Raw genomic sequence first — 21,716 nt, 5'->3', positions numbered from 1 at the left:
CGGGTAGTCGGAACATGGACGTCACCGTCGAGGTCGTCGGCGAGGAGAGCTACGACCTCAGCCTCGAGCAGCCGACCTACGCCGACCTCCTCGCGGCGCTCGACCTCAGCCCCCACGAGGTCAGCGTCATGGTCGAGGGCCGGCCCGTCCCCGAGGACCAGTCGGTCGAGACCGATCACGTACGGGTGTTGCGGTTGATCACGGGCGGTTGAGATGGGCGTCCGGAAGGCGGGCTCGAGAGAGTTCCTGGCGGTCGTTCGCGTCCTCGAGGGCGCGCTACTGGAGATCGATCCCGGAACCGTCCGCGAAGCCGTCGAGGCGGGCGACGTCCTCGTCTGCGTCGAGGACGACGCCGTCCGTGGCGCGCTCGTCCTCGACGGCGGGCGGATCGAGGCCGTCGCCGTCCGCCGAGTTCATCGGGAAAAGGGGATCGGCTCCGCGCTCGTCCGGGCGGCCGCCGACCGCGAGGGTGGCCTAACGGCGGAGTTCCGCCCGGAAGTGCGGGGGTTCTACGAGTCGCTCGGCTTCGACGTCGAGTGTGAAGGGCGCTGTCGGGGACGGCTCAGCGGACCTCGTTGACCAGTTCGCTCCCCGCCTCGAGCAGCGCCTCGACGCGACCCTCGCTCTCGGCCTCGGCGTAGACCCGCAGTTTGGGCTCCGTCCCGCTCGGGCGAACGAGCAGCCAGGAGCCGTCCTCGAGCAGGAGCTTGAACCCGTCGGCGGTGTTGACGTCCTCGATACGCTCGCCGGCGACGGACTCCGGGATCGCCTCCGAGAGCGCCTCCAGCGTGGGGGCCTTCTCCTCGTCGGGGCAGTCGACGCTCACCCGGCTCTGGTGGATCTCGCCGTGTTCCTCGAGCAGGCGGTCGACCCGCTCGTCCAGCGGCTCCGCGTCGTGGGCGGTCGCCGCGAGCAGCGCCGTGAGCACGCCGTCCTTCTCGGGGACGTGTCCCCTGATGCTGAAGCCGCCCGACTCCTCGCCGCCCATCAGCGCGTCCCGTTCGACCATCGATTCGGCGACCCACTTGAAGCCGACCGGCACCTCGAACGCCTCCTCGCCGTGGGCGGCGGCCACCCGATCGACGAGGAACGTCGTCGAGACGCTGCGGATCGCAGGCCCCGAGTCGGTCTCGAGCAGGTAGTCGTAGAGCGCCGCGAACAGCAGGTTCGCGTCGAGGAGGCCTCGTTCGGGCGTGACGACCGCGATCCGGTCGGCGTCGCCGTCGTTCGCGAACCCGATTCCGGCCTCGCCGTCCGTCACGCGCTCGATCAACTCTCCAAGGTTCTCCCGGGTGGGCTCCGGTGAGACGCCGCCGAAGGTGGGATCGTCCCCGCAGCGAAGCCGATCGACGGTCGCGCCGGCGCGCTCGAGCAGCGCGTCGGTGACGCCGCGGCCGCTGCCGTGGATCGCGTCGTAGGCGACCGGGAGCCCGTCGAGGTCGCCGTCGATGAGATCGAGAGCGTGCTCCGCGTGGGTGGTCTGAAAGTCGGCCTCGTGGACGGTCCCCCACTCGTCTTCGGGGAGGGGATCGGGCTCCGCGAGTCGGGCCTCGATGGCGTCGGTCACGGCGGGCGGTGCCGGCGCGCCGTCCTCGGGGATGAACTTCACGCCGTTGTACTCGGGTGGGTTGTGCGAGGCGGTGAGCATCAGCCCGCCCGCCAGGTCGCGGTCGACGATCTGCCAGGCGAGCAGCGGGGTGGGGCGATCGCGCTCGGGCATGTAGACGTCGCGGCCGTTCGCACAGAGCACGCGCGCGAGCTCCTCGGCGAACCCCGGCGAGGACTCGCGGGCGTCGTAGCAGACGCCGACGGCGCCCGGAACGCCCTCGTCGTCGAGATACGTCGCCACGGCCTGTCCGACCATGCGTACCCGCGGCGCGGTGAACGTATCGAGCGTCGCGCGCCAGCCGTCCGTTCCGAAGCTGATCGCCGTGTCCATACCCCCATCTCACCGCCGGAGGGGAAAAATCGGCGGGGTCGGACGGTGCGGTGTCGGTGTCGTTTTGCCGCTCGAACCCCGAACGATGACATGGATCAGCCACGCGTCGTCGCGGTCGCCGGCAGCCTCCGCGACGGGAGTTACACCCGGCTCGCACTCGAACACGCCCTCGACGCCGCACGCGAGGCGGGCGCCTCGACCGCACTGCTCGACCTGCGCGAGTACGACCTTCCGGTGTACGATCCGGACACGGAGAACCCGTCCGAGGCCGAGACCCTCATGCGGGAGATCCGCGAGGCCGACGCCGTCCTCCTGGGAACTCCCGTCTACCACGGTACCATCTCCTCGGCGCTGAAGAACGCGCTCGACTACTGCGGGTTCGACGAGTTCGAGGACACCACCACCGGCCTGCTCGCGGTCGCCGGCGGGGGCACCTTCGGCCCCACGCTCGAGCACCTCCGAGCGAGCGTTCGCGCCGTTCACGGCTGGACGCTCCCCCACCAGGTCGGGATCCGCAACGCCTCCGATCAGTTCGACGACGAGGGCGAGTTCCTCGACCCCGCACTCGAGGAACGCGTCCGGAAGCTCGGCCGCCAGGCCGTCGAGTACGCGTTCATCGAGCCCGAGCCGAGAACCGAGCACACGACGACGGCCTAATCGAGACCGACCAATGACTCCTTCTCCGTTCGCGAGAACTGCTTGATCGCGTACTCCCGGGCCATCGCCGCCGACCGGCTCTCGAAACGCTCGACGTGGACCAGCTCGACCGGCGTTCGTCCGCGGGTGTACTTCGCGCCCGCGCCGGCGTTGTGCTCCTCAAGCCGTCGCTCGGGATCGGTCGTGTAGCCGGTGTAGAGACTGCCGTCCGCACACTCCAGGACGTAGACGTAGTGGCTCATGAGAAAGGCTTCGCGTGGTGATTGGGTCGCGGTACGGATGGCCCCTGGGGGACTTACGCCTTTCGCGCACGGAGTCTCGACGCTTCCGCTATGCCCGCGTTCGCCGAACAGCTTGGACAGGCGAGGATCCGCCCGTTCTCGTCGGCGAACACGCGCTCGAATCGCTCCGAGACGTGCGCATCGCAGTGGTTACAGTGTGGCATCGCGTTCAACCGGCAGTGCCGCATGCCGGTAGTTAGCAGTACGGTGACGAGAACGTAAATACCCTTTCCGAAATCAGTCCATATTTGGCGATTACAACAAGACGTTTTGAGATATCGGAATCGTTACTGTCGTTTCTCGGCTATGAGTTCGGAGTCGGTGAACGGAACATCACGATTCCGGAACTCGGTCGACACGAGCGCCCGAGATGGCGCGGGCGATCAGGCCGGCCTGCGCCCCCGCGACGAAGCCCGCGTCGACGTTGACGACCGAGAGGACGGTACACGACTGGAGCAATCCGACGAGGGCGGCCTCGCCGTCGCCGCCGTGGCCGTAGCCGCTGGAGACGGGCAGGCCGATCACGGGGACGTCGACCAGGCCCGCGACGACCGTCGGCAGCGCCCCCTCGCGGCCCGCGGCGACGATCAGGACGTCCTGGTCGCGGAGCGTCGGTAGCTGGTCGACGATCCGGGTGAGGTTCGCCACGCCGACGTCCTCGATCCGCTCGACCGCCGCGCCGGTCTCGCTCGCGATCACCGCGGCCTCGCCCGCCGGCTCGGCGTCGGCGGTGCCGCCGGTGACGAGCCCGACCCGGGCGTCGAGGCTCGGCGCCTCGAACCCCTCGGCGTGGACGACCAGCACGCGCGATCGCTCGTGGTGAGCGAGGTCCGCGTCGGCGTCGACCGCCTCCCGGACGGCCGCCACGGCCGTCTCGTCGATCCGGGTGACGATCGCTCGGCCGGTCGTCCCGAGGGCGGCCTCCGCGAGCGCGGCGATCTCGGCCGGCGTCTTTCCGGGGGCGAAGATCGCCTCGGGAATGCCGCGTCTGTGCTCGCGCGCGGCGTCGAACCGACCGGCATCGGTGGTCACGTAGCCGGTGAGGCGCGCCTCGGCCTCCTCGACGGTTATATTCCCCTCCGAAACGTCTTCGAGAATCTCTCGAGGGCCCATATCGGCCCTCTGAGCCCCCAGCTACTCCTACTCATCGGCTTCAGAGCGCGCCGATTCACGAAAGCTTATAAAGACGGCTGGGCAACGCCAATCCGTATGGCAGACCTGATCGTCAAAGCCGCCGTGAAGGAAGCACTGTCCGAGCACAACGTCGCCTCCGACTTCTACGATGCACTCGACGACGAAGTCGAGGAGCTGCTCCAGGACGCAGCCCGCCGTGCAGAGGAGAACGATCGGAAGACGGTCCAGCCCCGCGACCTGTAAGGCTGCCCACCAGTTCTCGGTTTATCTTTCGTTCGACCAGCGCTAGCGCCGCGTCTCGACGCCGGTAGCGGTCCCGACCACCACCTCGTCGATCAACCCCACGAACAGCCCGTGTTCGACGACGCCCGGAATTGCCGAGAGATCGGCCGCCAGCCCGGCAGGGTCCTCGATCGACCCGAAGTCACAGTCGATCACGAGATTAGCGTTCTCGGTCACGACGGGGCCGTCCTTCCGTTCGGCCTCCCTGAGTTCCGGTTCGCCGCCGAGGTCTCGAAGCGCCGCCGAGACGGGTCGTCGGGCGTCCGGGAGCAGTTCGATCGGTACCGACCGGTCGAGGCGATCCGCCTCCTTCGAGGGGTCGACGACGATCACCAGCCGGTCGGCAGCGCTAGCGACGAGCTTCTCCCTCGCGTGGGCGGCGCCGCCGCCCTTGATACAGTCGAATCCCGCGACCTGGTCGGCCCCGTCGATCGCCAGGTCGACTCCCGAAACGTCGTCGAGCGTTCGGACGGGGACGTCGACCTCGCGGGCGAGATCACCCGACTGGTAGGACGTCGGGACGCCGACGACGTCGAGACCCGCGTCGACCGCCCGACCGAGCGCTCGAATCGCGTACGCCGTCGTAGAACCGGTACCGAGGCCGACGACGGTGCCGTCCTCGACCATCCCGGCGGCGTGTTCGCCGGCGCGTCGCTTCGCGTCGTCGTCACCGCCCGTCGATTTCATGAGCGGGCGGTCGACGCCTCGGGACAAAAGCGTTTCAGTCGTCCCGTCGGATTCGATCGTTCGGCTCACGGGCGTGCCGACTTCGGGATCGAAACCACCGGCTCGGGCGGATCGTCCTCGCCACGACCGCGGGCCGGACGTCGTCGTCGCCAGCGAGGGAAGGGACGAGAGGTCACGACGGGCCCGCGGCGGTTTCGGGACTGGAGTTACGGTTTGGTTTTTGAAGTTCGGGCGGCCATTTGGTATACCATCGCAAGCGAAAGGGAGGAAACCGATGCTGACCTGTTTCGACGTGCAATGGCACTCACCGAGATAGACCACCTGTCGGACGAGATGGCCGAGTGTACGGACAACTGCCTGGAGGCCGCACAGGCCTGCGAGTGGTGTGCGGACGCCTGTGCCGACGAGGGCGAGGGGATGGCCCGCTGTATCCGGCTCTGTCGGGACGTCGCGGACCTGACGACGCTCCACGCCCGGTTCATGGTCCGCCAGTCGGCGTTCCACGCGGAGCTCGCGGCGGTCTGTGCGGACGCCTGCGAGGAGTGTGCCGACGAGTGCGAGCAGCACGACCACGACCACTGTCAGCTCTGTGCGGAGGTCCTGCGCGAGTGTGCGGAGACCTGCCGCGAGATGGCGGCCTGAACCGACGAACGACCGCGCGGCGGATCCGAGAAACCGGTTTCACGCCCTGAGACGACCAATCCCGGCGCCGTATCGACGGCGCCGTCGAACGGCGATTCGTGTCGACTTAATTAGATAATAGTCATGGTGTTCTCGTTCCATCGTTCGATCAGTGAACACGACCGCCCAAGCGCCGGCCGTCGCCCTCGAGGAGGTCACGAAGACGTACACGCTCGGCGAGCCGATCGACGCGCTGGACGGGGTCTCGCTGTCGATTCCTCGGGGGTCGTACACCGCGATCATGGGTCCGAGCGGCTCGGGAAAGAGTACCCTGATGAACCTCGTCGGCTGTCTGGATCGGCCCACGGTCGGAACCGTCCGCGTCGACGGACGCGACGTCACCGACCTGAGCGACCGGAAGCGGACGGCGCTGCGGGGGCGATCGATCGGGTTCGTCTTCCAGACGTTCAACCTGATGCCGCGGCTGTCGGCGCTCGAGAACGTCGCGCTGCCGCTGGTCTTCCAGGGAGTCTCCCGCCGACGGCGCCACGATCGGGCTCGATCGCTTCTGGATCGCGTCGGCCTGGGCGACAGGGCCGATCACCGTCCCAGCCAGCTCTCGGGCGGCCAGCGCCAGCGCGTCGCCATCGCACGGGCGCTCGTGGTCGACCCGTCGATCGTACTGGCCGACGAGCCGACGGGTAACCTCGACACCGACACCGGTGCGCGTATCCTCGAACTGTTCGGCGAGCTCCACGAGGAGGGCCACACCGTCGTGATGGTGACCCACGAACGCGACGTCGCGGAGCACGCCGAGCGCATCGTCCACGTTCTCGACGGGACCGTCGAGGGAATCGAGGAGATCGAGTCACGCCGCCGCGTGATCGGGGAGGGACGGGCGTGAACGTCCGCCAGGCGTTCTCGATGAGCTGGCGGGCGATCCGGAGCAGCCCGCTTCGCTCCACGCTGACGACGCTGGGCGTGCTCATCGGCGTCGCCGCCGTCATCACCTTCGTGATCCTCGGTGCGAGCCTCCAGGCGGAGGTCCTCGGCGAGGTGAGCGGCGGCGAGGCCGAGCGGGTCTACGTCTGGAACGGCCAGGAGGAGGCAAACGGCGCGCCCGGATCTGGATCGCGACCCACCTTCACTCGACACGACGTCGAACAGCTCGAGGCGATCGAGGGCGTCGCCTCGGTGACGCCGTACAGTCCGATCCGCGTCAACAACGTCGAACACGCCGGCGACACCGTCGCCGGGAGCGACGCCGTCGCCACCGACGCCGACTACTTCACCGACGGCGCGATCGGGGAGGGCCGGGCGTTCGAGTCGGGCGAGAACGAGGTGGTGATGACCACGCGGGCGGCCGAGGAGTTCGAGGACGACGTGGAGGTCGGCGACACGGTGACGATCACCTTCGAGGACGGCTCCGAAGCCGAGGTGCGCGTGGTCGGGATCATCGAGGAGTCGACGAGCCGCGGCCCCTTCGAGGGGTTCGGCGAGAGCTCTCGGATCTACGTGCCCGCGGACCCGTTCTACCGAACGACGATCGAGAGCCCCGCCGCGGGGACCGAACAACGCGTCTACCCGTCGCTCGTCGTCACGGTGAACGACGCCGAGGCGGTCCCCGACGTCCGGAACGACGCCGAGGCGTATCTCGAGGGCGAGTCGGACGCCGCGACGCTACTCCCGAGCGACTTCGTCATCGAGGTCGAGACCAATCAGGATCTGCGCGACCGACTGAACTCGCTGCTGACGACGCTGACCGGCTTCGTCACGGGCGTCGCGCTCATCTCGTTGCTGGTCGGCTCGATCGGCATCGCGAACGTCATGCTCGTCAGCGTCACCGAGCGCACCCGCGAGATCGGGATCATGAAGACGGTCGGCGCGCAGAACCGCGACGTCCTCGGGCTGTTCCTGGTCGAGGCGATCACCCTGGGCGCCATCGGGGCGGTCATCGGCACCGGCGTCGGGTTCGGGGCGGGCTATCTCGCGACCTACCTGCTCGACCTGCCGTTCGTCGCCCCGCTCGAGTGGGCGGCGGTCGCCGTCGTCGTCGGGCTGGTCGTCGGTGCGCTTTCGGGGATCTATCCCGCATGGAACGCCGCCCGAACCGACCCGATCGAGGCGCTTCGCTACGAGTGAACGCGATCAGAACGAGGGCAGGACCTCCTCCTCGTAGAACTCGAAGAACGCTTCCTGGTCGGGGCCGACCTGGTGGACGTAGACGCGGTCGTAACCCGCGTCGACGGCCGTCTGGAGGTTCTCGATGTGCGTATCGGCGTCCTGGTCGGTGAGCAGCGAGCCCTCGCGAACGTCCTCCTCCTCGACCATCTCGACGGCCTGCTCGAAGTGTCGCGGCGTCGGCAGTACCTGATTGAGCTCGCCGGGCAGACCGGTCTGGGGCCAGTACTCGTGGGCAGTCGAGACGGCCTCGTCCTCGCTTCCCTCGCTGTCGACACAGGCGGTGAGCTGGGTGATCGCTGAGCCGTCACCGCCGGCGTCACGGTAGGCCTCGAGCAGCTCCTCGCGCGGACCGACGGACCAGAAGCCGTCGGCGTACTCGGCGGCGGCGTTCGCGGTCTGCGGACCGAACGCCGAGACCATCGCCGGCGGCGCCTCGTCGGGCCGGGTGAACAGACGGGCGTTCTCGACGGTGTAGTGTTTCCCGTGGTGGCTGGTCTGGCCGCCGTCCCAGAGCTTTCGCATCACCTCGATCGCCTCCTCGAGCATCTCGAGTCGGACCGAGTGTTCGGGCCAGCGTTCGCCGGTGACGTGTTCGTTGAGCTGCTCGCCGGTGCCGACGCCGAAGAGGAATTCCCGGTCGGGAAGCATCGAGGCGACCGTCGCGGTCGCCTGCGCGACGTTGACCGGGTGGATCCTGATGGTCGGGCAGGTGACGCCGACGCCGACGTCGACCTCCTCGGTCTCGCGGGCGATCGCACCGAGCACCGACCAGACGAACGGCGACTCGCCCTGCGTGCTGGTCCAGGGATGGAAGTGATCGGAGGCGGAGACGAAGTCGAAGCCGCTCTCCTCGGCGCGGACGGCGTAGTCGATCATGTCGTCCGGGCCGTGCTCCTCGCTCGAGACCGCGTAGCCGAGTTCGGGCATACCGGGTGCTCTCGGGCGGCGTGCATCAACGTTCGGCCGGCGATTGCCTACTCCAGGCGCTCGAGGACGGCCTCGTGGTCGTAGGCCAGCGAGAGCGAGCGCGAGCGTCCCCGACCCTCCATCTCGGCGTAGTCCGCCTCGATCACGCCGAGCTGATCGAGCTTGTTGACGATCTCCGAGTACCGGGTGTAGCCCAGCTCGGTCTCCTCGCGGAACGCCTCGTAGACCTCGCCCGCCTGCGAGCCGTCGTGCTCGGCGATGGTTCTGACGAGCGCCCGTTCGCTCTCGGCGAGCCCGCGGAGGCTCCGCGAGAGGTGGACGTACTTCGACTGCTCGTAGGCGTCCTCGACGTCCTCGCGTTCGACGGTACGGCTCGCGCGCATCTCGGCGTTCAGCCCCGCGCGCCTGAGGAGGTCGATCCCCACGCGGAGGTCGCCGCCGCTGTCGGCGGTGAGCTCCGCGACCCGGTCGAGCACCGGCGCCGAGAGCACGCCCTCGCGAAACCCCTTGCGGACCCGCTCGTCGAGGATGTCGACGATCTCGCCCGCGTCGTAGACGGGGAAGTAGACCTCCTCGGGGCGAAAGACGCTCTGGACGCGGGCATCGAGCTCCTCGATCGCGTCGAGCGAGAGATCGGAGGAGACGACGACCACGCCGGCGCGGACGCCGGGGTGGGCCTCGTGGGCGCGGATCAGCGAGTAGAGCGTGTCGCTCGCCTCGTTCTCGTAGAACAGGTAGTTGACGTCGTCGAGCGCGACCACGAGCACCTCGTCGGCCTCGACCAGCCGGTCGGCGACCTGCCCGAACAGCTTCTTGAACGAGACGCCGCTCGAGGGGGGCTCGTACTCGAAGATCCCCTCGAACAGCCGCGAGAACACCGCATAGCGCGTCGAGTCCACCTGGCAGTTGACGCGGACGGTCCGCACCCCCGACTGGGCGGAGAGCTCGCCGAAGAGCTTCTGGACCGCGGTGGTCTTGCCGGTCCCGGGCGGACCCTGAACGAGAGCGTTCAGCGGGCGCGAGCCCCGTACGGCGGGACGGAGCGCGTACTGCAGGCCCTGGAGCTGGCTCTCGCGGTGTTTGAACGTCTCCGGCAGGTAGTCGATCTCGAAGACGCGCTCGTCCCGGAAGACGGACTCGTCCCACGAGAGCATTCCCTCTTCAGGGTCCTCGGCCATCACTTTCACCACGCTGGCCGGCGGCTTAATCCTTCGGTCGGTCCCCCCGCCACGACGGCGGTGCGAGGCCGAGACGGAGCACGACGGCGACGTACGCCACGCCGACCATCAGCATGACCAGCAGCTCCCCGCGAAGCGTCGCGATCCCGAGGGATCGGGCGGCGAGCAGCGCGACGTAGGCGACGGCGACGACCGCCGCGAAGTGGGCGATCTCGTAGAGGGTGCCCTCGCGGTTCACGACTCGAACTTCTCCAGTAGGCGGGTGTAGATCTCGGCGTCGTCCTCGCCGGCGAGCTTCTCGACGATGAGCTCGGGCGTCGATCGTGCGAGGTGGTCCTTGACCGGCGAGCGGTTCACCACCAGTTCGCCGTCCTCGAGTCCGACGGCCTCGATCCCGTCGACCGCGAGCTCGGCGGCGGCGGCAGATCGGATCTCGCGAGCGAGGTGGGTGACGAACACCGCCGTGGCCTCGGTCTCCGAGAGCGCCTCGAGGATGCCAGCGATGATCTTCGCGCTCGCGCCGGGCTCGGTGATGCTCTCGAGTTCGTCGACCAGCACCAGCCGACCGGGGCCGCCCTCCGCCAGCGCCGCGAACTCCCGGACGGTACTCTCGAAGGCGCCGGCATCGAGGGTGCCCTGGCTCTTGGCGTGGTAGTGGATCTCCTCGAAGCGACGCAGCCGGGCGCGTTCGGCGGGTACCGGCAGTCCCATCTGCGCGAGGATCGCCACCGCACAGACCAGGTCCAGCGTCGAGGTCTTCCCTCCGCTGTTGACCCCCGAGAGCAGCGTCACGCCCGAGACCGCGTAGTCGACGGGCTCGACCGCCTCGATCGGCTCGGAGAGCAGCGGCGACCGCCCGCCCTCGATCGCGATTCCCCGGCCCTCGAACTCGGGCATCGTACAGTCGAACTCGCCGGCGAACCGCGAGATCGCGAGTTCGACGTCGCGTTCGAGCGCGGTCCGGACCAGCGTCTCCGCGCCCTCGCGGAGGTCTGCCAGTTCGGCCGCGAGCTCGCGTTTTCCTCGGGTGGCGCGTCGCTCCTTCGCGGCGACCAGCTCCTCACGGAGGCGAGTGACCACTCCTTCGTCGTGTTCGACCGGAAACGAGGGCTCCTCGGGAAAGGCACCGCGGGCGATCTCCGCCTCGCCCGAATCGAGCGAGAGCGCGTCGAGCAGATGCTCGCGGGCCGCCTCGACGGCCGCATCGTACTCGTCGGCGAGCTCCCGGGAGAGCAGCGAGTCGATGCCCGCGCCCCGCTCGGCCAGCGAGAGCAGGTCCGCACCCTCGATCGTGACGTCGCGCTCCTCGATCGCCGCACGCAGCCGGTCGTTCGCGACGCTCTCTGCGGTGTGGACGCTCGCGTCGAGGTCGTCCACTGCACGCGAGAGTCGATCGAGCTCCTCGTCACCGCGCACCTCGCCGTCGGCACCGAGCCGCGAGAGGGCGGCCTCGAGCGCGTCGAGATCGCAGGGCGGGTCCATCCCGGCAGCGCGGTGGACCTCGCCTGCCGCCCGGATCGACTCCCGGTTGGCGGCGAAAAAGGAGAGCGTGCGCTCGGGGACGACCGCCGCGGGGTTCGCGAGCGCGTCGGGCTCGACCCGGACGTCGCCCTCGATCTCGACGCCGACGAACGCCTCGTCGATCGCGATCACCGTCGAGTAGCCGCGCGCGAGCTCCGCGAGCCCGCGGGCGTCCTCACAGACCTCCACGGGCATCTCGGGGATCGCCTCGCGCGCCTCGGCGTAACGCTCGGCGTCGCTCGTTACCAGACACCGATCGCGTACACGGACCTCGCGGGGCGTCTCGAGGGGTGTGACCCCCGAGAGCGCCTCGCGGACCTCGAGGTCCGGTTCGCGCTCCATCGCCCGGATCGAGAACGCCCTGGCCTCCTCGATGCGCGATGCGGAGGCGCTCGGGTAGAACGTCTCGAGCCGTCGCTCGGCGTAGCTCGTCACCGCCCGCTCCTTCAACAGGTCGAGCAGCGTGCGGTGGATCTCGCGTGCGCGTTCGGTCTCGAGGACGCGGGCGTCATCGTCGTGTTCGCGTCGGATCGCGCCACGGGCGATCCGGGCGGCACGGCCCTCGCTGATCCCGGGGGCGGCCGCGAGAGCGGCAACGTCGCCCTCGCGGAGCGCCCGCTCGGCGTCGGGAAGCTCGGCGAGCGCGCTCGCCGTCTTCGCTCCGACGCCGGGAATCGACTCGAACTCCATCGAGTCATCCGTATCGCTGCCGGAGCCAAAAGCTTTCCCAGCGTCGCCTCACGCGTCGTCCTCGGACTACTGGAGGATGACGACCAGCGCGAACGCCAGGATGATCACGGCGATCACGCCGGCGGCGAGCGTCGACGTCGTGATCGCGGCCGCACCCAGGACGCCGGCGAGCACCGCGAGGACGCAGCCGATCAGCAGGCTCCAGCGACCGCTTCTCGAGCCCGAGCCGCGTGAACCGTATCCGGGATGCGGCCGCGGCGGTCCCGACGGGGGCCTTTGCTCGGTCTCGCGATCCGGCTCCTGCTTCGACGAACCATCGGTCATGGGATCCATGCGGCGTTCATCGGCGCCGTTCGGTACGTCGCCGTCGGCCTACCGTCCAGAGGGTACCCCGCCTTGTTAGTCGTTCGGACCGGCGTTGAAACGGGGTTCGGTCGGGAACGGCGACGACCGTCCGGCCGAACGATCACCACCGGGGTGGCGGTCCTCGGGGGCGAGGCTAACGGCTTGCGCGACGAGTGCGAAACCGGCGTCGGGGAGAGCGGGGCGAATCCGATCGACGTCCGCCGCACGGATTCCGTGGCACTCCCCTCGGCCCAGGTCGGACGCGAGCGTCGATGGGACGACGAACTCGACGCGTACCGGAGGGGCGGCCGATCCATGCGACGAAACACGCCTGCATCGGATTTTTCGTGCGTACCGTGCTACCGTCGAACATGAGTGACGAAGGGACCGGCGCGCTCGAGTACCACGAGCGAACGAGCCACACGCCCCGGAGCGTTCGACGGGCGTCGCCCGGGCTCGACTTCGAGAACAAGCCGCGGCCGTACGAGATCTACGAGTCGCTTCCGCAGGTCGGTCTGGACGAGGTCCGTGCGCCGCAGGTGCCGGCGCTGTCGGCGATCACGGCGTCGGGACCGGACGGCGACGGACGAAGCCCGACCCTCGAGACGCTCACGACGCTGTGTCACTACTCCGCGGGGATCACCAAGCGAATCCGACGAGGGAACCGAGAGACGGAGTTCCGGGCAGCCGCCGCGACGGGCGCGCTCTACCACGTCGACTGCTACCTCGTCGTCGGCCCCCTCGACGGGCTTCCCGCGGGCGTCTATCACTTCGATCCGCGGACCCGCTCGCTCGACGTCCTCCGCGAGGGCGACTACCGCGGCGTGCTGGCCGCGGCCAGCCGGTCGGAGGCGGTCGACCGCGCCCCCGTAACCGTGGTGACGACCTCGACGTGGTGGCGAAACGCCTGGAAATACCGGGAGAGAACGTTCCGCCACGCCTTCTGGGACTCCGGGACCGTACTCGCGAACCTGCTCTCGGTCGCCCATGCACACAACCTGCGCGCCGAAGCCGTCCTCGGATTCGCGGACGATCCCGTCGCGGAGCTGCTGGGCGTCGATCCCGAACGGGAGGCGCCGCTCGAGCTCGTACCGATCGGCGTCGGCGATTCGGCACCCGACGCCCTCGATCCGGAACCGATCGATCCCGAGACGCGTCCGCTCTCCGATCGCGAGGAGGAGTTCCCGTTGATCCACGAGGCGTGGCGCGCCGGCACGCTGCCCGACGGCGAGACGGCTCGCGAGTGGCGATCGACCGCCGCCGAGACGTCGCTCGACGGCCCGGAGACGAGCGCGGTCCCGAGGAGTTCCCCGGCCGGGCCCGAGGCGGAAGCACGGATCGCGCTCGATCCGGTCGATCACGAGACCCAGTCGAAACGGCCGCTCGGGGAGACGATCGAGCGACGCGGTTCCTGTCGGGAGTACGAGCGCGAGCCGATCTCCTTCCGGAAGTTCTCGACGGTGCTGGATCGGGCGATCCGCGGCGCGCCGATCGACGCCCGCGGCGGCGAGGAGCCGCTTTCGTTCGTCGAGCCGTACTCGATCGTCAACGGCGTCGAGGAGATCCCGGCCGGCGCCTACCGATATCGCCCCGATGAGGGTGAGCTAGAACGGCTGATGGCGGGAGAGTTCCGTGAGGAGGCGGGTCACCTCGCGCTCGATCAGCGCCTCGCTGCCGACGCGGCGGCCTGCGTCTACTTCCTGGCGGATCTCGATCGACTGGTCGACGCGCTCGGCGATCGGGGCTATCGGCTCGCGCAGTTCGAGGCCGCGATAACCGCCGGCCGGCTCTATCTGGCGACCTACGCCCACCGCGATCTCGGCGGGACGGGGCTGACGTTCTACGACGACCTCGTGACCGACTTCTTCTCGCCGCACGCGGGGGGCCGGGCGCCGATGTTCCTCTACACGCTCGGTCGGCCCGCCTAGTCGCCCAGCTCGTGATCGAACTCCTCGCTCGCGAGCTCCTCGAGGAGCTCCTTCACCTCCTCGGCGAGATCCTCGTCGACGTCGTCGATCGCCTCGACGCTGTGGGCGCCGCCGTGGGCGGTCTGGAGCGCCTTCAGGTTGAGGTCGCCCTCGGGATCGACGACGGGGACCTTCAGATCCGAGAAGTTCTCCGGCGGGAACCCCGACGCCGAGAGGACGAAGTGATCGTCGACCTCGCCCAGGTCGTCCGTCTCGAAGTCGTTCAGCTGGGGGTCGTCCCAGTCCTCCTCGATCGTACCCGAGTAGTCGGGCTCGTGCATCTCGTAGCCGGTCATACTCGAGCGAACGGGCTGACGACTCGAAAACGCCCGGCCGGAGGATGCAAGCGGGATCGGGACACGGCGGGGTCAACGCGCTTTTGTCCGCGGACGCCGAAGCGACGACCATGTCCGCAGAGGAGAAACTGGCCGCCGCACGGGCGGATCTGGCCGAGCGCGAGGGGGTGCTCGTCGCCTTCTCGGGCGGGGTGGACTCGAGCGTCGTCGCCGCGATCGCCCACGAGGCGCTCGGCGAGGACGCCGTCGCCTGTACGGCCAAGAGCGAGACGCTGCCCGAGGCGGAGCTCGCGGACGCCGCGCGGGTCGCCGAGGAGATCGGCATCCGCCACGAGATCGTCGAGTTCTCGGAGCTCAGTAGTCCGGATTTCGTCGAGAACGACGGCGACCGCTGCTATCACTGTCGGTCGATGCGACTCGGCGAGATGTTCGATCGGGCCCGTGAGCTCGAGATTCCGGTGGTCTGTGACGGCACGAACGCCGACGACCCCGGCGAGGGCCACCGACCGGGCTTGCAGGCGGTCGAGGAGCTCGACGCCAGCTCGCCGCTTCTGGAACACGGGATCACGAAGGCCGAGACCCGGGAGATCGCCGACACCTACGGACTGTCGGTCGCCGATAAGCCCTCGATGGCGTGTCTCTCCTCGCGGATCCCGACGGGGATCGAGGTGACCGAGGAGCGGCTCACGCGCGTCGAGAAGGCCGAAGCCCTCCTACGAGGGTGGGGGTTCTCGCAGTTCCGGGTGCGCGATCACGACGGGCTCGCGCGCATCGAGATCGCCCCCGAGGAGCTCGAGGAGGCGCTCGACATCGAGTTCGTCCGAGCGACGCGCGTCCACATGGAGGACCTGGGATTCGATCACGTCACCCTCGACCTCCACGGCTATCGAACCGGGAGCGTCAGCCCCGAGAACGAGGGCGAGGAGAAAGACGAGGGGAACGCGGGCGAATCGAGGGACGGGAGCGCCACGAGCACGGAGCTGCTGGACGCGAAGTATCCGACGGCGGAGTAGCCGATCGGCCGGTCAGTCGGTCGCGGGCCGGTCGTCGGGCGTCTCCTCGCGACGTTCCTCGATGACGTCGATCGGAACGCCGGTGACCTGCTCGTCGTTTCGCTCGCCGAAGCCGGCGCTGAGAATACGCGTCAGCGCCTCCTCGACGTTCTCGTCGGTCTCGACGATGTCCTCCTGTTCGACCTCGATGACGAACCCGCTGGTGATGTTCGGCGCGGTGGGCAGAAAGAGCAGCTTCCGGCCGTCGGGGGACTCGCGGCCGGTCTTGAACGCCGTCATTCGGATTCCGTCCCAGGTCTCGAGCTTCACCGGCGTCTGGAGCTCGTTCGTCCCGGTCAGGGCGGTCTCGATCGCCATCTTCGAGGCGTTGTACACCACGCGGAGGCCGGGGAGACGGTTCATCGCGTTGTCGATCCCCGCCTCGACGAGCGAGCCGATGGCGGTGCGCATCAGGTAGCCGACGGCGAACACCATGAGGACGAAGACGGCGAGGGTGATACCGACGCGGAGGGCGGGGTTGGCGATGGTCTCGGTCAGGGGAAGGTTCGCGATGAAACGAAAGAGCCAGTAGACGACCCAGATGGTGACGATGATCGGGACGAGAACGACGAGCCCGCTCGCCATGTCCCGCTTCCAGCTTGACATCGATCCGCCCTTACGCGGCCGTCCTAAAAGACCCTTTCATCGGCCTAGGACGGCTCGGAGCGCGAACAGGGCGTTCTTCCGGCTCTCCATCGCCCGCCGGGAGAAGTAGGCGAACCACCGCGATCCGTACGGAGCGTACTGCCAGACCTCGTACTCGCGAGCGAGCTCCTCCTGGGCGTCCTCGCGCACGCCCATCAGCATCTGGATCTCGAAGGAGGTACCGTACGCGTCGTGGAGCTCGCGCGCCCGGTCGATCATCACGGGATCGTGGCTGCCGACGGCGATCCCGCCGTCGTACTGTTCGAACATGTAGTCCAGAAGCTCGCCGTAGACCTCGTCCACCCGTTCCTTGCTCCGATAGGCGATCGTCGCCGGCTCGTCGTAGGCGCCCTTCACTAGCCTGACCTTCCCGGGGACGTCGGTGAGGCGTTCGACGTCGTCGCGGGTGCGTTTGAGGTTCGCCTGGAGACAGAGTCCCATTCCGCCGCCGCGCTCGGAGACGATTTCCTCGAAGGCGTCGAGCGTCGGGTCGGTCGTCGTGTGGTCCTCCATGTCGATCCAGACGAACTGGTCGTGCTCCTCGGCGCGGTCGACGATCGTCCGGAGGTTGTCCCGGAAGCGCGCCTCGCTCACGTCGAGACCGATCTGCGAGGGTTTGACCGAGACGCAGGCGTCGAGGTCCGTCCCCGCGAGGTCCTCGAGCAGCGTCGCGTACTCGCGGGCGTCCTCGTCGGCGGCGACGGGGTCGGTGTAGTGTTCGCCGAGCAGGTTGAGGATCACCTTGATCTCGCGGTCGTTACACCGTCGGACGTGATCGAGCGCCGCCGCGGCGCTCTCGCCTGCGACGAATCGCCGTGCGATCGGTGGAATCATACGCCTCCCTTCGGTCGGGCGACCTTAATAAGACGCGCTCGCAATGCGAAACCGTTGGGCATTAAGCGACCCGCACGCACGCACCGAGTATGAGCCCGCTCGAACTCCTCGTGCTCGCCATCTGGGTGATGCTGCCCGCCTACGTCCCGAACAACGCCGCCGTGGTCGCCGGCGGCGGCCGTCCCATCGACGGCGGCCGAACGATGGGCGACCGCCGGCTCCTCGGTGACGGCAAGACCTGGCGCGGCACGGTCGTGGGGACGCTCGCAGGCGCGGCGCTGGCCTACCTGCTCAACCTGCTCCAACCGACCGTCGTGAGCTTTCTGGGGATCGGCGTCCCGACGTTTCCGCTCGCGGCGATGATCGCGCTTCCCCTCGGCGCGATGCTCGGCGACATCGCCGCGTCGTTCATCAAACGGCGCACCGGTCGGAAACGCGGCGCCGCCTTTCCGGGGCTCGATCAGCTCGACTTCGCCGTGGTTGCGCTCGTGCTGACCGCCGTGGTCGCCCCCTCGTGGTTCCTCTCGGTCTTCACCGCCGGTCTCCTCGTCGTGATCCTCGTCGTGACGCCGATCTTCCACGTCGTCACGAACGTGCTCGCCTACCTGTTCGGGTTCAAACACGAGCCCTGGTAACGCACCTTTTTCCCACCTCGGGTGCGCGAAGCGCACCGTTCGGTACAAAAATCTGCACCAGTACTGGATGTCGAAGCATCCGGTTAGCAGCCAGAAATCTTCGATTTCCGGCGACAAAAAACCCGCTCGCTCGCTTCGCTCCCTCGCAAAATCTGCTTTCCTATGCGACGAGCCTGATCGGCTACCCTTGCGACTCGTTCCTTTCTTCTGTTGTGGTAAGACTCAGACGCAAAGTTCGGATTAGGCTGGTCTCGGAGCGCCTTTGCTGATACGATTGAACCTTCCAACGCCATAGACGCGCCGTGGCCATTGTGAGGTGGCGTGGGCAGCGTCCCCCACTAAACAGACAGGGCCGCGATGCCACTGCTGGGGTTCCGGTAGGTCGTACAAGGGCCATTTACCGATATCCTCGGTTGGCGAGCGGATAATCCGTCGGATTGGACCCGTGTCGGGGTCGTGGGGCTTTATGAGTTACTGCTTCCACCCCTGAGGCGAAATGACGTCGAGTTCTCCTCGTTCCGGCTCAGTCGGCCATGGGATATTGTCGAACCGGTAGATACAGCAAGCAAACCGCAGCAACCCGCCCCGTTCCTCACCAATGTCGTCTCGAACCTGCTCTCGCCAGGCTTCGAATCGTTCTTCACATCTAGAGACGTCCGCTCTGTGATCGATGAATCCGACCCCCGCCGTTCGACAGCGCCACACCACAAAACGGACATAGGTCCGGGGTGTTCCACTCTGGCGAATCGCGCGGGGGATGGTCCTCAGACATACCCGTTAATCCTCTAGGTAGGCGTAGAGGGTTTCTTTGCTGGTTCCACAGCTCGGACACTGGTCGGGAATCTGGTCGATATCACCCAATCCGCCACACTCGCTACACCGCCACAGGAGGTACCCTTCTCCGGGGTTCCGCTGGGTGCGTGCCTGAGAGATAACGTATCGACGTCACTGTGCGTGTCTACTTCGACCCCGACATCCGTGATCGCCTGGATTATACCACTCTCACGGCCGGCTTCGTCGTACAATCCCTGCCCGGATTCGAGGAGGCGATCAGATGGAACCGTCGGCTCTCGATCCATCACGGGACTACCCTTCACCCTCCGACTGATAGGGTTCACCAACGGCCTCACGTGGAAGGACATTGTGGAGTTCAGTCTCGATATCGCCAGCGGAGTCGAACGTCTCGCTGGTCATCTGTGTGATCAACTCACCGAGATGTGTCTCGCCATCAGCCAACAATATAGTGACCTCCGAGAGTTCATCCGCGGCGGCAGTGCGGTCAACGGGATAGTTGAGTTCGCCGAAAACTGATGCACAGTCGCTGAGCTTTACTTCGTCCGTCATATGAGAACATACCTCACGAGTAGTATTAATCGTGACTACTGTCCATCTGATACGTGCTGGGGAGCAAAGCGTCAACGACACAGCAGAGCAAGAAGGCATATAATCGGCGAGCGTATGCGTATCTATGGCACGGATTGATCACATCACCTTATACGCCGATGAAACAGGAACACTCGAACTCGTCTGTGAGCGGGCGGCATCAAAAGCTCCCGAACCCAGAGTCCGCTCGTTTGCCGGCAAGGACGAGTTTGGCCTCCTGGTTGATGGCCTCAACCCGAACGAGCAGGTAACACTGTTCTTCGAGACTGCTACAGAAACCGGACCAGCCTCTTCCGAATGATTCACTCCCTGTATCCCGTCACACACCGGAAGTGAACGGGACCATCTGGAATATCCACGTCATGCCCAGATAGAACGAGTGTATCGATTCCAGAAACGTCGATCGTCGGAAGCAGTCCTTCCGGCGCTTGATTGAGCGGTACACGGGAGGACAGTCCCTGTCTCGCCCAATCCGTTGATTCGTCTCGATTCCATCTTCAGCAACCGTTGCAGCAAGTGTCGTTTTGGCGCTCTCGCAGGCGGGACACCGGACGAACTCGTATGTCCCCCACTCGTTATCAACACCGACGGTGAACGAACCATCATAATTATGATAAGTGAACGTAGCCTGCATAGCCGATCCCGTTCATGGCCAAATCTGTGGCCCTTTCGACGATCGGTTTGCCGATACGATTCGATGTAAACGCTCGGTCAGTTCGTCACTTTACCGATTCGGCTGTCCCGACCTGAATGGTTCCCTGCAAAATACGCGCTCTCTATCCAGCACGGCTGCTGAAACTCATCACCGATTGAGGGTTTCCAACGAGACCGAATATCCGGAGACGGGAATACTGGTAACGACTAGTGTACCCGGCCGGAGTCGTTCTCCGTGAACACCTGCACGCAGTTCGAACTCACGTGTCCCTCGCCGTTCTGTTTGGATTTCTCGATGATTCGATAGTCCTTCAGCAGGGGACTGACTCCTCGCAGTACACCACGCCTTCGGGACCTTCAGAGATCTCCATCGTCGTTCGATCGCAGATCCGGAGGACGTGAGTTTAGTGGACGGACCGTGTACGCCGCTAGGAGTCCTCATGAACGGTGATCGGTTCGGCGGCTCGGTCGGCAGGGCGGGACGGAACGCCGGCCTCTGCTGGCTGGTCGTCGCGCTGCTCGTCGGGTTGACGATCCGACAGGGCGTCGCGGGGTCGTATCGCTGGTTCTCCCTTGCCGGTATCGCGATCGCGCTGATGGTCCTGCCGGCGGCCGCGCGGCGGGATCCGTACGCCATGCCGCCGTGGGAGCTGCTGATCCTGGTGGCGATACCGATCGTCGACGCGGCGATCCTGGGCGGGACCGTCGTCTCGCCGATCGCCGTCTACCTCGCCGTCGCGGCGGTCGCGCTGATCGTCGCCGTCGACGTCCACACCTTCACGTCCGTCCGGATGAACCGCCCCTTCACGATCGCGCTCGTCGTCATCGCGACGCTCGCGGTCGGCGCGACCTGGAACGTCGCCCAGTGGATTTCGGACGCGGCGCTCGGAACCGGCTATTTAGTGGGCGATCGAACCCAGGACGCCGCCAACCGGGCAATGATGATCGACTTCCTGTACGCGACGATCGCTGGATCGGTGGCGGGCGTGCTCTTCACCGGCTATCTCCGGCGTCGATCGTTCGCCCCGACCGCGAGCGCCCCCCATCCCCGCGAGGCGCCCGAGGAAGGAGAGGAGGAGCCGGATCCGACGCCATCGTTCGTTCGCGGTCGCTTCGACGTCTCCGAGGAACGTATCGGACGGTTCGTGTGGGCGATGCAGCTCGTTCTCGTCGGGCTCCTCGTCTACGGGATCGTCGTCCGCGACGTCACGACGATCACCAACGCCGCCATCGCGCTGGCCGTCACCTTCCTCCCCGCGTTGCTGGAACGCAACTATCGCCTTCCCATCGAGCCGGAGCTCGTCGCCTGGCTGACCACGGCGGCGTTCCTCCACACCCTCGGCTCGGCCGGACTCTACGACCTGCTCGGGCAGTGGGACACCCTCACCCACGCGCTGTCGGCGTCGCTCGTCGCGGCCACGGGCTACACGGTCGTGCGATCGATCGACCTCCACTCCGACGACGTCTACCTCCCCTCGAGGACGATGTCCGCGTTCATCCTGTTGTTCGTCCTGGCGGTCGGCGTCGTCTGGGAGCTCGTCGAGTTCGCCCTCGACCTCGCCGCCCAGCGGTTCGACTTCGACGCCGTCCTCGCCCAACACGGCGTGAACGACACCGTCGGCGACCTGCTGTTCAACCTCGCCGGCGCCGTCGTCGCCGCGACCCTGGGAGCGACCTACCTGACGGACGTCTCCCGCCGGCTCGTCGACCGGTTGGACGACCGACGCGGATGAGACGGCAGGCCCGTACGCCGGGAGAGGATCCAGCGGCGCCCTTCGACGCGAAACCGGCTTCGGAACGACCG

General features: G+C 67.3%; 28 protein-coding genes. 12 read left to right on the top strand and 16 right to left on the bottom strand.

Annotated features, from left to right (window positions below; all coding sequences use genetic code 11):
* Positions 1 to 14 precede the first annotated feature (14 nt).
* A complete protein-coding gene (samp2, locus tag V0Z78_RS01600; protein WP_336342868.1) occupies positions 15 to 212 on the top strand; it encodes a ubiquitin-like small modifier protein SAMP2 in 198 nt (65 codons plus the stop codon).
* Position 213: 1 nt separating this feature from the next.
* The gene (locus V0Z78_RS01595; protein WP_336342867.1) at positions 214 to 579 is read left to right on the top strand and encodes a GNAT family N-acetyltransferase; all 366 of its coding nucleotides are present in this window, start codon (positions 214 to 216) and stop codon (positions 577 to 579) included.
* On the opposite strand, the gene V0Z78_RS01590 is transcribed toward V0Z78_RS01595, so the two are convergent.
* Positions 563 to 1,939 carry a phosphoglucomutase/phosphomannomutase family protein gene (locus tag V0Z78_RS01590; protein ID WP_336342866.1) on the bottom strand — a complete coding sequence of 459 codons (1,377 nt, stop codon included), beginning with the start codon at positions 1,937 to 1,939 and terminating at the stop codon, positions 563 to 565. The genes V0Z78_RS01595 and V0Z78_RS01590 overlap by 17 nt on opposite strands.
* Before the next feature lie 90 nt (positions 1,940 to 2,029).
* Between V0Z78_RS01590 and V0Z78_RS01585 the strand changes: the two genes are divergently transcribed.
* Complete coding sequence (locus V0Z78_RS01585) at positions 2,030 to 2,596, top strand: NADPH-dependent FMN reductase (protein ID WP_336342865.1); 567 nt, start codon at positions 2,030 to 2,032, stop codon at positions 2,594 to 2,596.
* On the opposite strand, the gene V0Z78_RS01580 is transcribed toward V0Z78_RS01585, so the two are convergent.
* The 3 genes from V0Z78_RS01580 to larB all read right to left on the bottom strand — a co-directional run bounded on the left by V0Z78_RS01580 (position 2,593) and on the right by larB (position 3,990).
* A complete protein-coding gene (locus V0Z78_RS01580) occupies positions 2,593 to 2,838 on the bottom strand; it encodes a GIY-YIG nuclease family protein (RefSeq protein ID WP_336342864.1) in 246 nt (81 codons plus the stop codon). The genes V0Z78_RS01585 and V0Z78_RS01580 overlap by 4 nt on opposite strands.
* Positions 2,839 to 2,891: 53 nt before the next feature.
* Positions 2,892 to 3,041 carry a DUF7563 family protein gene (locus tag V0Z78_RS19200; RefSeq protein WP_457852006.1) on the bottom strand — a complete coding sequence of 50 codons (150 nt, stop codon included), beginning with the start codon at positions 3,039 to 3,041 and terminating at the stop codon, positions 2,892 to 2,894.
* A 169-nt stretch (positions 3,042 to 3,210) separates the two neighbouring features.
* Positions 3,211 to 3,990, bottom strand: a complete 780-nt coding sequence (gene larB / locus V0Z78_RS01575; protein ID WP_336342863.1) for a nickel pincer cofactor biosynthesis protein LarB — start codon at positions 3,988 to 3,990, stop codon at positions 3,211 to 3,213.
* Positions 3,991 to 4,086: 96 nt separating this feature from the next.
* On the opposite strand from larB, the gene V0Z78_RS01570 reads away from it, so the two are divergent.
* Positions 4,087 to 4,254, top strand: coding sequence for a DUF1931 domain-containing protein (locus tag V0Z78_RS01570; protein WP_332098471.1), 168 nt, complete (start codon positions 4,087 to 4,089; stop codon positions 4,252 to 4,254).
* 42 nt (positions 4,255 to 4,296) lie between these two features.
* On the opposite strand, the gene rpiA is transcribed toward V0Z78_RS01570, so the two are convergent.
* Positions 4,297 to 4,980: a ribose-5-phosphate isomerase RpiA gene (gene rpiA / locus V0Z78_RS01565; RefSeq protein ID WP_336342862.1), complete on the bottom strand. Its 684-nt coding sequence runs from the start codon at positions 4,978 to 4,980 to the stop codon at positions 4,297 to 4,299.
* Between the two features lie 297 nt (positions 4,981 to 5,277).
* On the opposite strand from rpiA, the gene V0Z78_RS01560 reads away from it, so the two are divergent.
* From V0Z78_RS01560 to V0Z78_RS01550, 3 genes are all read left to right on the top strand, one after another.
* Positions 5,278 to 5,622: a four-helix bundle copper-binding protein gene (locus V0Z78_RS01560; protein ID WP_336342861.1), complete on the top strand. Its 345-nt coding sequence runs from the start codon at positions 5,278 to 5,280 to the stop codon at positions 5,620 to 5,622.
* Between the two features lie 151 nt (positions 5,623 to 5,773).
* Positions 5,774 to 6,505 (top strand): ABC transporter ATP-binding protein, encoded by a 732-nt coding sequence (locus tag V0Z78_RS01555; RefSeq protein WP_336342860.1) that lies wholly within the window; start codon positions 5,774 to 5,776, stop codon positions 6,503 to 6,505.
* Positions 6,502 to 7,743, top strand: coding sequence for an ABC transporter permease (locus tag V0Z78_RS01550; protein WP_336342859.1), 1,242 nt, complete (start codon positions 6,502 to 6,504; stop codon positions 7,741 to 7,743). The genes V0Z78_RS01555 and V0Z78_RS01550 overlap by 4 nt, the downstream gene beginning before the upstream one ends.
* Before the next feature lie 6 nt (positions 7,744 to 7,749).
* Here the strand turns inward: V0Z78_RS01550 and V0Z78_RS01545 are convergent, their stop codons facing one another.
* The 5 genes from V0Z78_RS01545 to V0Z78_RS01525 all read right to left on the bottom strand — a co-directional run bounded on the left by V0Z78_RS01545 (position 7,750) and on the right by V0Z78_RS01525 (position 12,434).
* Complete coding sequence (locus V0Z78_RS01545; RefSeq protein ID WP_336342858.1) at positions 7,750 to 8,712, bottom strand: TIGR03557 family F420-dependent LLM class oxidoreductase; 963 nt, start codon at positions 8,710 to 8,712, stop codon at positions 7,750 to 7,752.
* Between the two features lie 47 nt (positions 8,713 to 8,759).
* Complete coding sequence (locus V0Z78_RS01540; protein ID WP_336342857.1) at positions 8,760 to 9,890, bottom strand: ORC1-type DNA replication protein; 1,131 nt, start codon at positions 9,888 to 9,890, stop codon at positions 8,760 to 8,762.
* 25 nt (positions 9,891 to 9,915) lie between these two features.
* Positions 9,916 to 10,128, bottom strand: coding sequence for a hypothetical protein (locus V0Z78_RS01535; RefSeq protein WP_336342856.1), 213 nt, complete (start codon positions 10,126 to 10,128; stop codon positions 9,916 to 9,918).
* Positions 10,125 to 12,101: a MutS-related protein gene (locus V0Z78_RS01530; protein WP_336342855.1), complete on the bottom strand. Its 1,977-nt coding sequence runs from the start codon at positions 12,099 to 12,101 to the stop codon at positions 10,125 to 10,127. Before V0Z78_RS01530 ends, V0Z78_RS01535 begins: the two co-directional genes overlap by 4 nt.
* Before the next feature lie 66 nt (positions 12,102 to 12,167).
* Positions 12,168 to 12,434: a hypothetical protein gene (locus tag V0Z78_RS01525; RefSeq protein WP_336342854.1), complete on the bottom strand. Its 267-nt coding sequence runs from the start codon at positions 12,432 to 12,434 to the stop codon at positions 12,168 to 12,170.
* A 383-nt stretch (positions 12,435 to 12,817) separates the two neighbouring features.
* On the opposite strand from V0Z78_RS01525, the gene V0Z78_RS01520 reads away from it, so the two are divergent.
* A complete protein-coding gene (locus V0Z78_RS01520; RefSeq protein ID WP_336342853.1) occupies positions 12,818 to 14,374 on the top strand; it encodes a SagB/ThcOx family dehydrogenase in 1,557 nt (518 codons plus the stop codon).
* Here V0Z78_RS01520 and V0Z78_RS01515 read toward each other — a convergent pair.
* Entirely contained in the window at positions 14,371 to 14,709 is a 339-nt protein-coding gene (locus tag V0Z78_RS01515; RefSeq protein WP_336342852.1) for a hypothetical protein, read from the bottom strand. The genes V0Z78_RS01520 and V0Z78_RS01515 overlap by 4 nt on opposite strands.
* A gap of 110 nt (positions 14,710 to 14,819) precedes the next feature.
* Here V0Z78_RS01515 and larE point away from each other — a divergent pair, with 110 nt between their 5' ends.
* Positions 14,820 to 15,722 (top strand): ATP-dependent sacrificial sulfur transferase LarE, encoded by a 903-nt coding sequence (gene larE, locus V0Z78_RS01510; protein WP_336342851.1) that lies wholly within the window; start codon positions 14,820 to 14,822, stop codon positions 15,720 to 15,722.
* Between the two features lie 12 nt (positions 15,723 to 15,734).
* Here larE and V0Z78_RS01505 read toward each other — a convergent pair whose 3' ends face one another.
* Both V0Z78_RS01505 and V0Z78_RS01500 read right to left on the bottom strand, forming a co-directional pair.
* Positions 15,735 to 16,367 carry a DUF502 domain-containing protein gene (locus V0Z78_RS01505; RefSeq protein WP_336342850.1) on the bottom strand — a complete coding sequence of 211 codons (633 nt, stop codon included), beginning with the start codon at positions 16,365 to 16,367 and terminating at the stop codon, positions 15,735 to 15,737.
* A gap of 36 nt (positions 16,368 to 16,403) precedes the next feature.
* A complete protein-coding gene (locus tag V0Z78_RS01500; protein WP_336342849.1) occupies positions 16,404 to 17,240 on the bottom strand; it encodes a proline dehydrogenase family protein in 837 nt (278 codons plus the stop codon).
* A gap of 89 nt (positions 17,241 to 17,329) precedes the next feature.
* Between V0Z78_RS01500 and V0Z78_RS01495 the strand changes: the two genes are divergently transcribed.
* Positions 17,330 to 17,875 carry a CDP-2,3-bis-(O-geranylgeranyl)-sn-glycerol synthase gene (locus tag V0Z78_RS01495; protein WP_336342848.1) on the top strand — a complete coding sequence of 182 codons (546 nt, stop codon included), beginning with the start codon at positions 17,330 to 17,332 and terminating at the stop codon, positions 17,873 to 17,875.
* A gap of 471 nt (positions 17,876 to 18,346) precedes the next feature.
* Here the strand turns inward: V0Z78_RS01495 and V0Z78_RS19195 are convergent, their stop codons facing one another.
* The 3 genes from V0Z78_RS19195 to V0Z78_RS01490 all read right to left on the bottom strand — a co-directional run bounded on the left by V0Z78_RS19195 (position 18,347) and on the right by V0Z78_RS01490 (position 19,219).
* Positions 18,347 to 18,580, bottom strand: coding sequence for a DUF7501 family protein (locus V0Z78_RS19195; RefSeq protein ID WP_457852005.1), 234 nt, complete (start codon positions 18,578 to 18,580; stop codon positions 18,347 to 18,349).
* 72 nt (positions 18,581 to 18,652) lie between these two features.
* A complete protein-coding gene (locus tag V0Z78_RS18950) occupies positions 18,653 to 18,763 on the bottom strand; it encodes a DUF7130 family rubredoxin-like protein (protein WP_457852004.1) in 111 nt (36 codons plus the stop codon).
* Positions 18,764 to 18,961: 198 nt separating this feature from the next.
* Complete coding sequence (locus V0Z78_RS01490) at positions 18,962 to 19,219, bottom strand: DUF5789 family protein (protein WP_336342847.1); 258 nt, start codon at positions 19,217 to 19,219, stop codon at positions 18,962 to 18,964.
* A 124-nt stretch (positions 19,220 to 19,343) separates the two neighbouring features.
* Between V0Z78_RS01490 and V0Z78_RS01485 the strand changes: the two genes are divergently transcribed.
* Both V0Z78_RS01485 and V0Z78_RS01480 read left to right on the top strand, forming a co-directional pair.
* Positions 19,344 to 19,559 (top strand): hypothetical protein, encoded by a 216-nt coding sequence (locus V0Z78_RS01485; RefSeq protein ID WP_336342846.1) that lies wholly within the window; start codon positions 19,344 to 19,346, stop codon positions 19,557 to 19,559.
* A gap of 793 nt (positions 19,560 to 20,352) precedes the next feature.
* The gene (locus V0Z78_RS01480) at positions 20,353 to 21,645 is read left to right on the top strand and encodes a hypothetical protein (RefSeq protein ID WP_336342845.1); all 1,293 of its coding nucleotides are present in this window, start codon (positions 20,353 to 20,355) and stop codon (positions 21,643 to 21,645) included.
* Positions 21,646 to 21,716: the final 71 nt, after the last annotated feature.

It is taken from the genome of Halalkalicoccus sp. CG83, assembly GCF_037081715.1.
Classification (GTDB): domain Archaea; phylum Halobacteriota; class Halobacteria; order Halobacteriales; family Halalkalicoccaceae; genus Halalkalicoccus; species Halalkalicoccus ordinarius.
The sequence above is the reverse complement of the archived record's forward strand: the minus strand, read 5'-3'. Positions and strand labels throughout refer to the sequence as shown.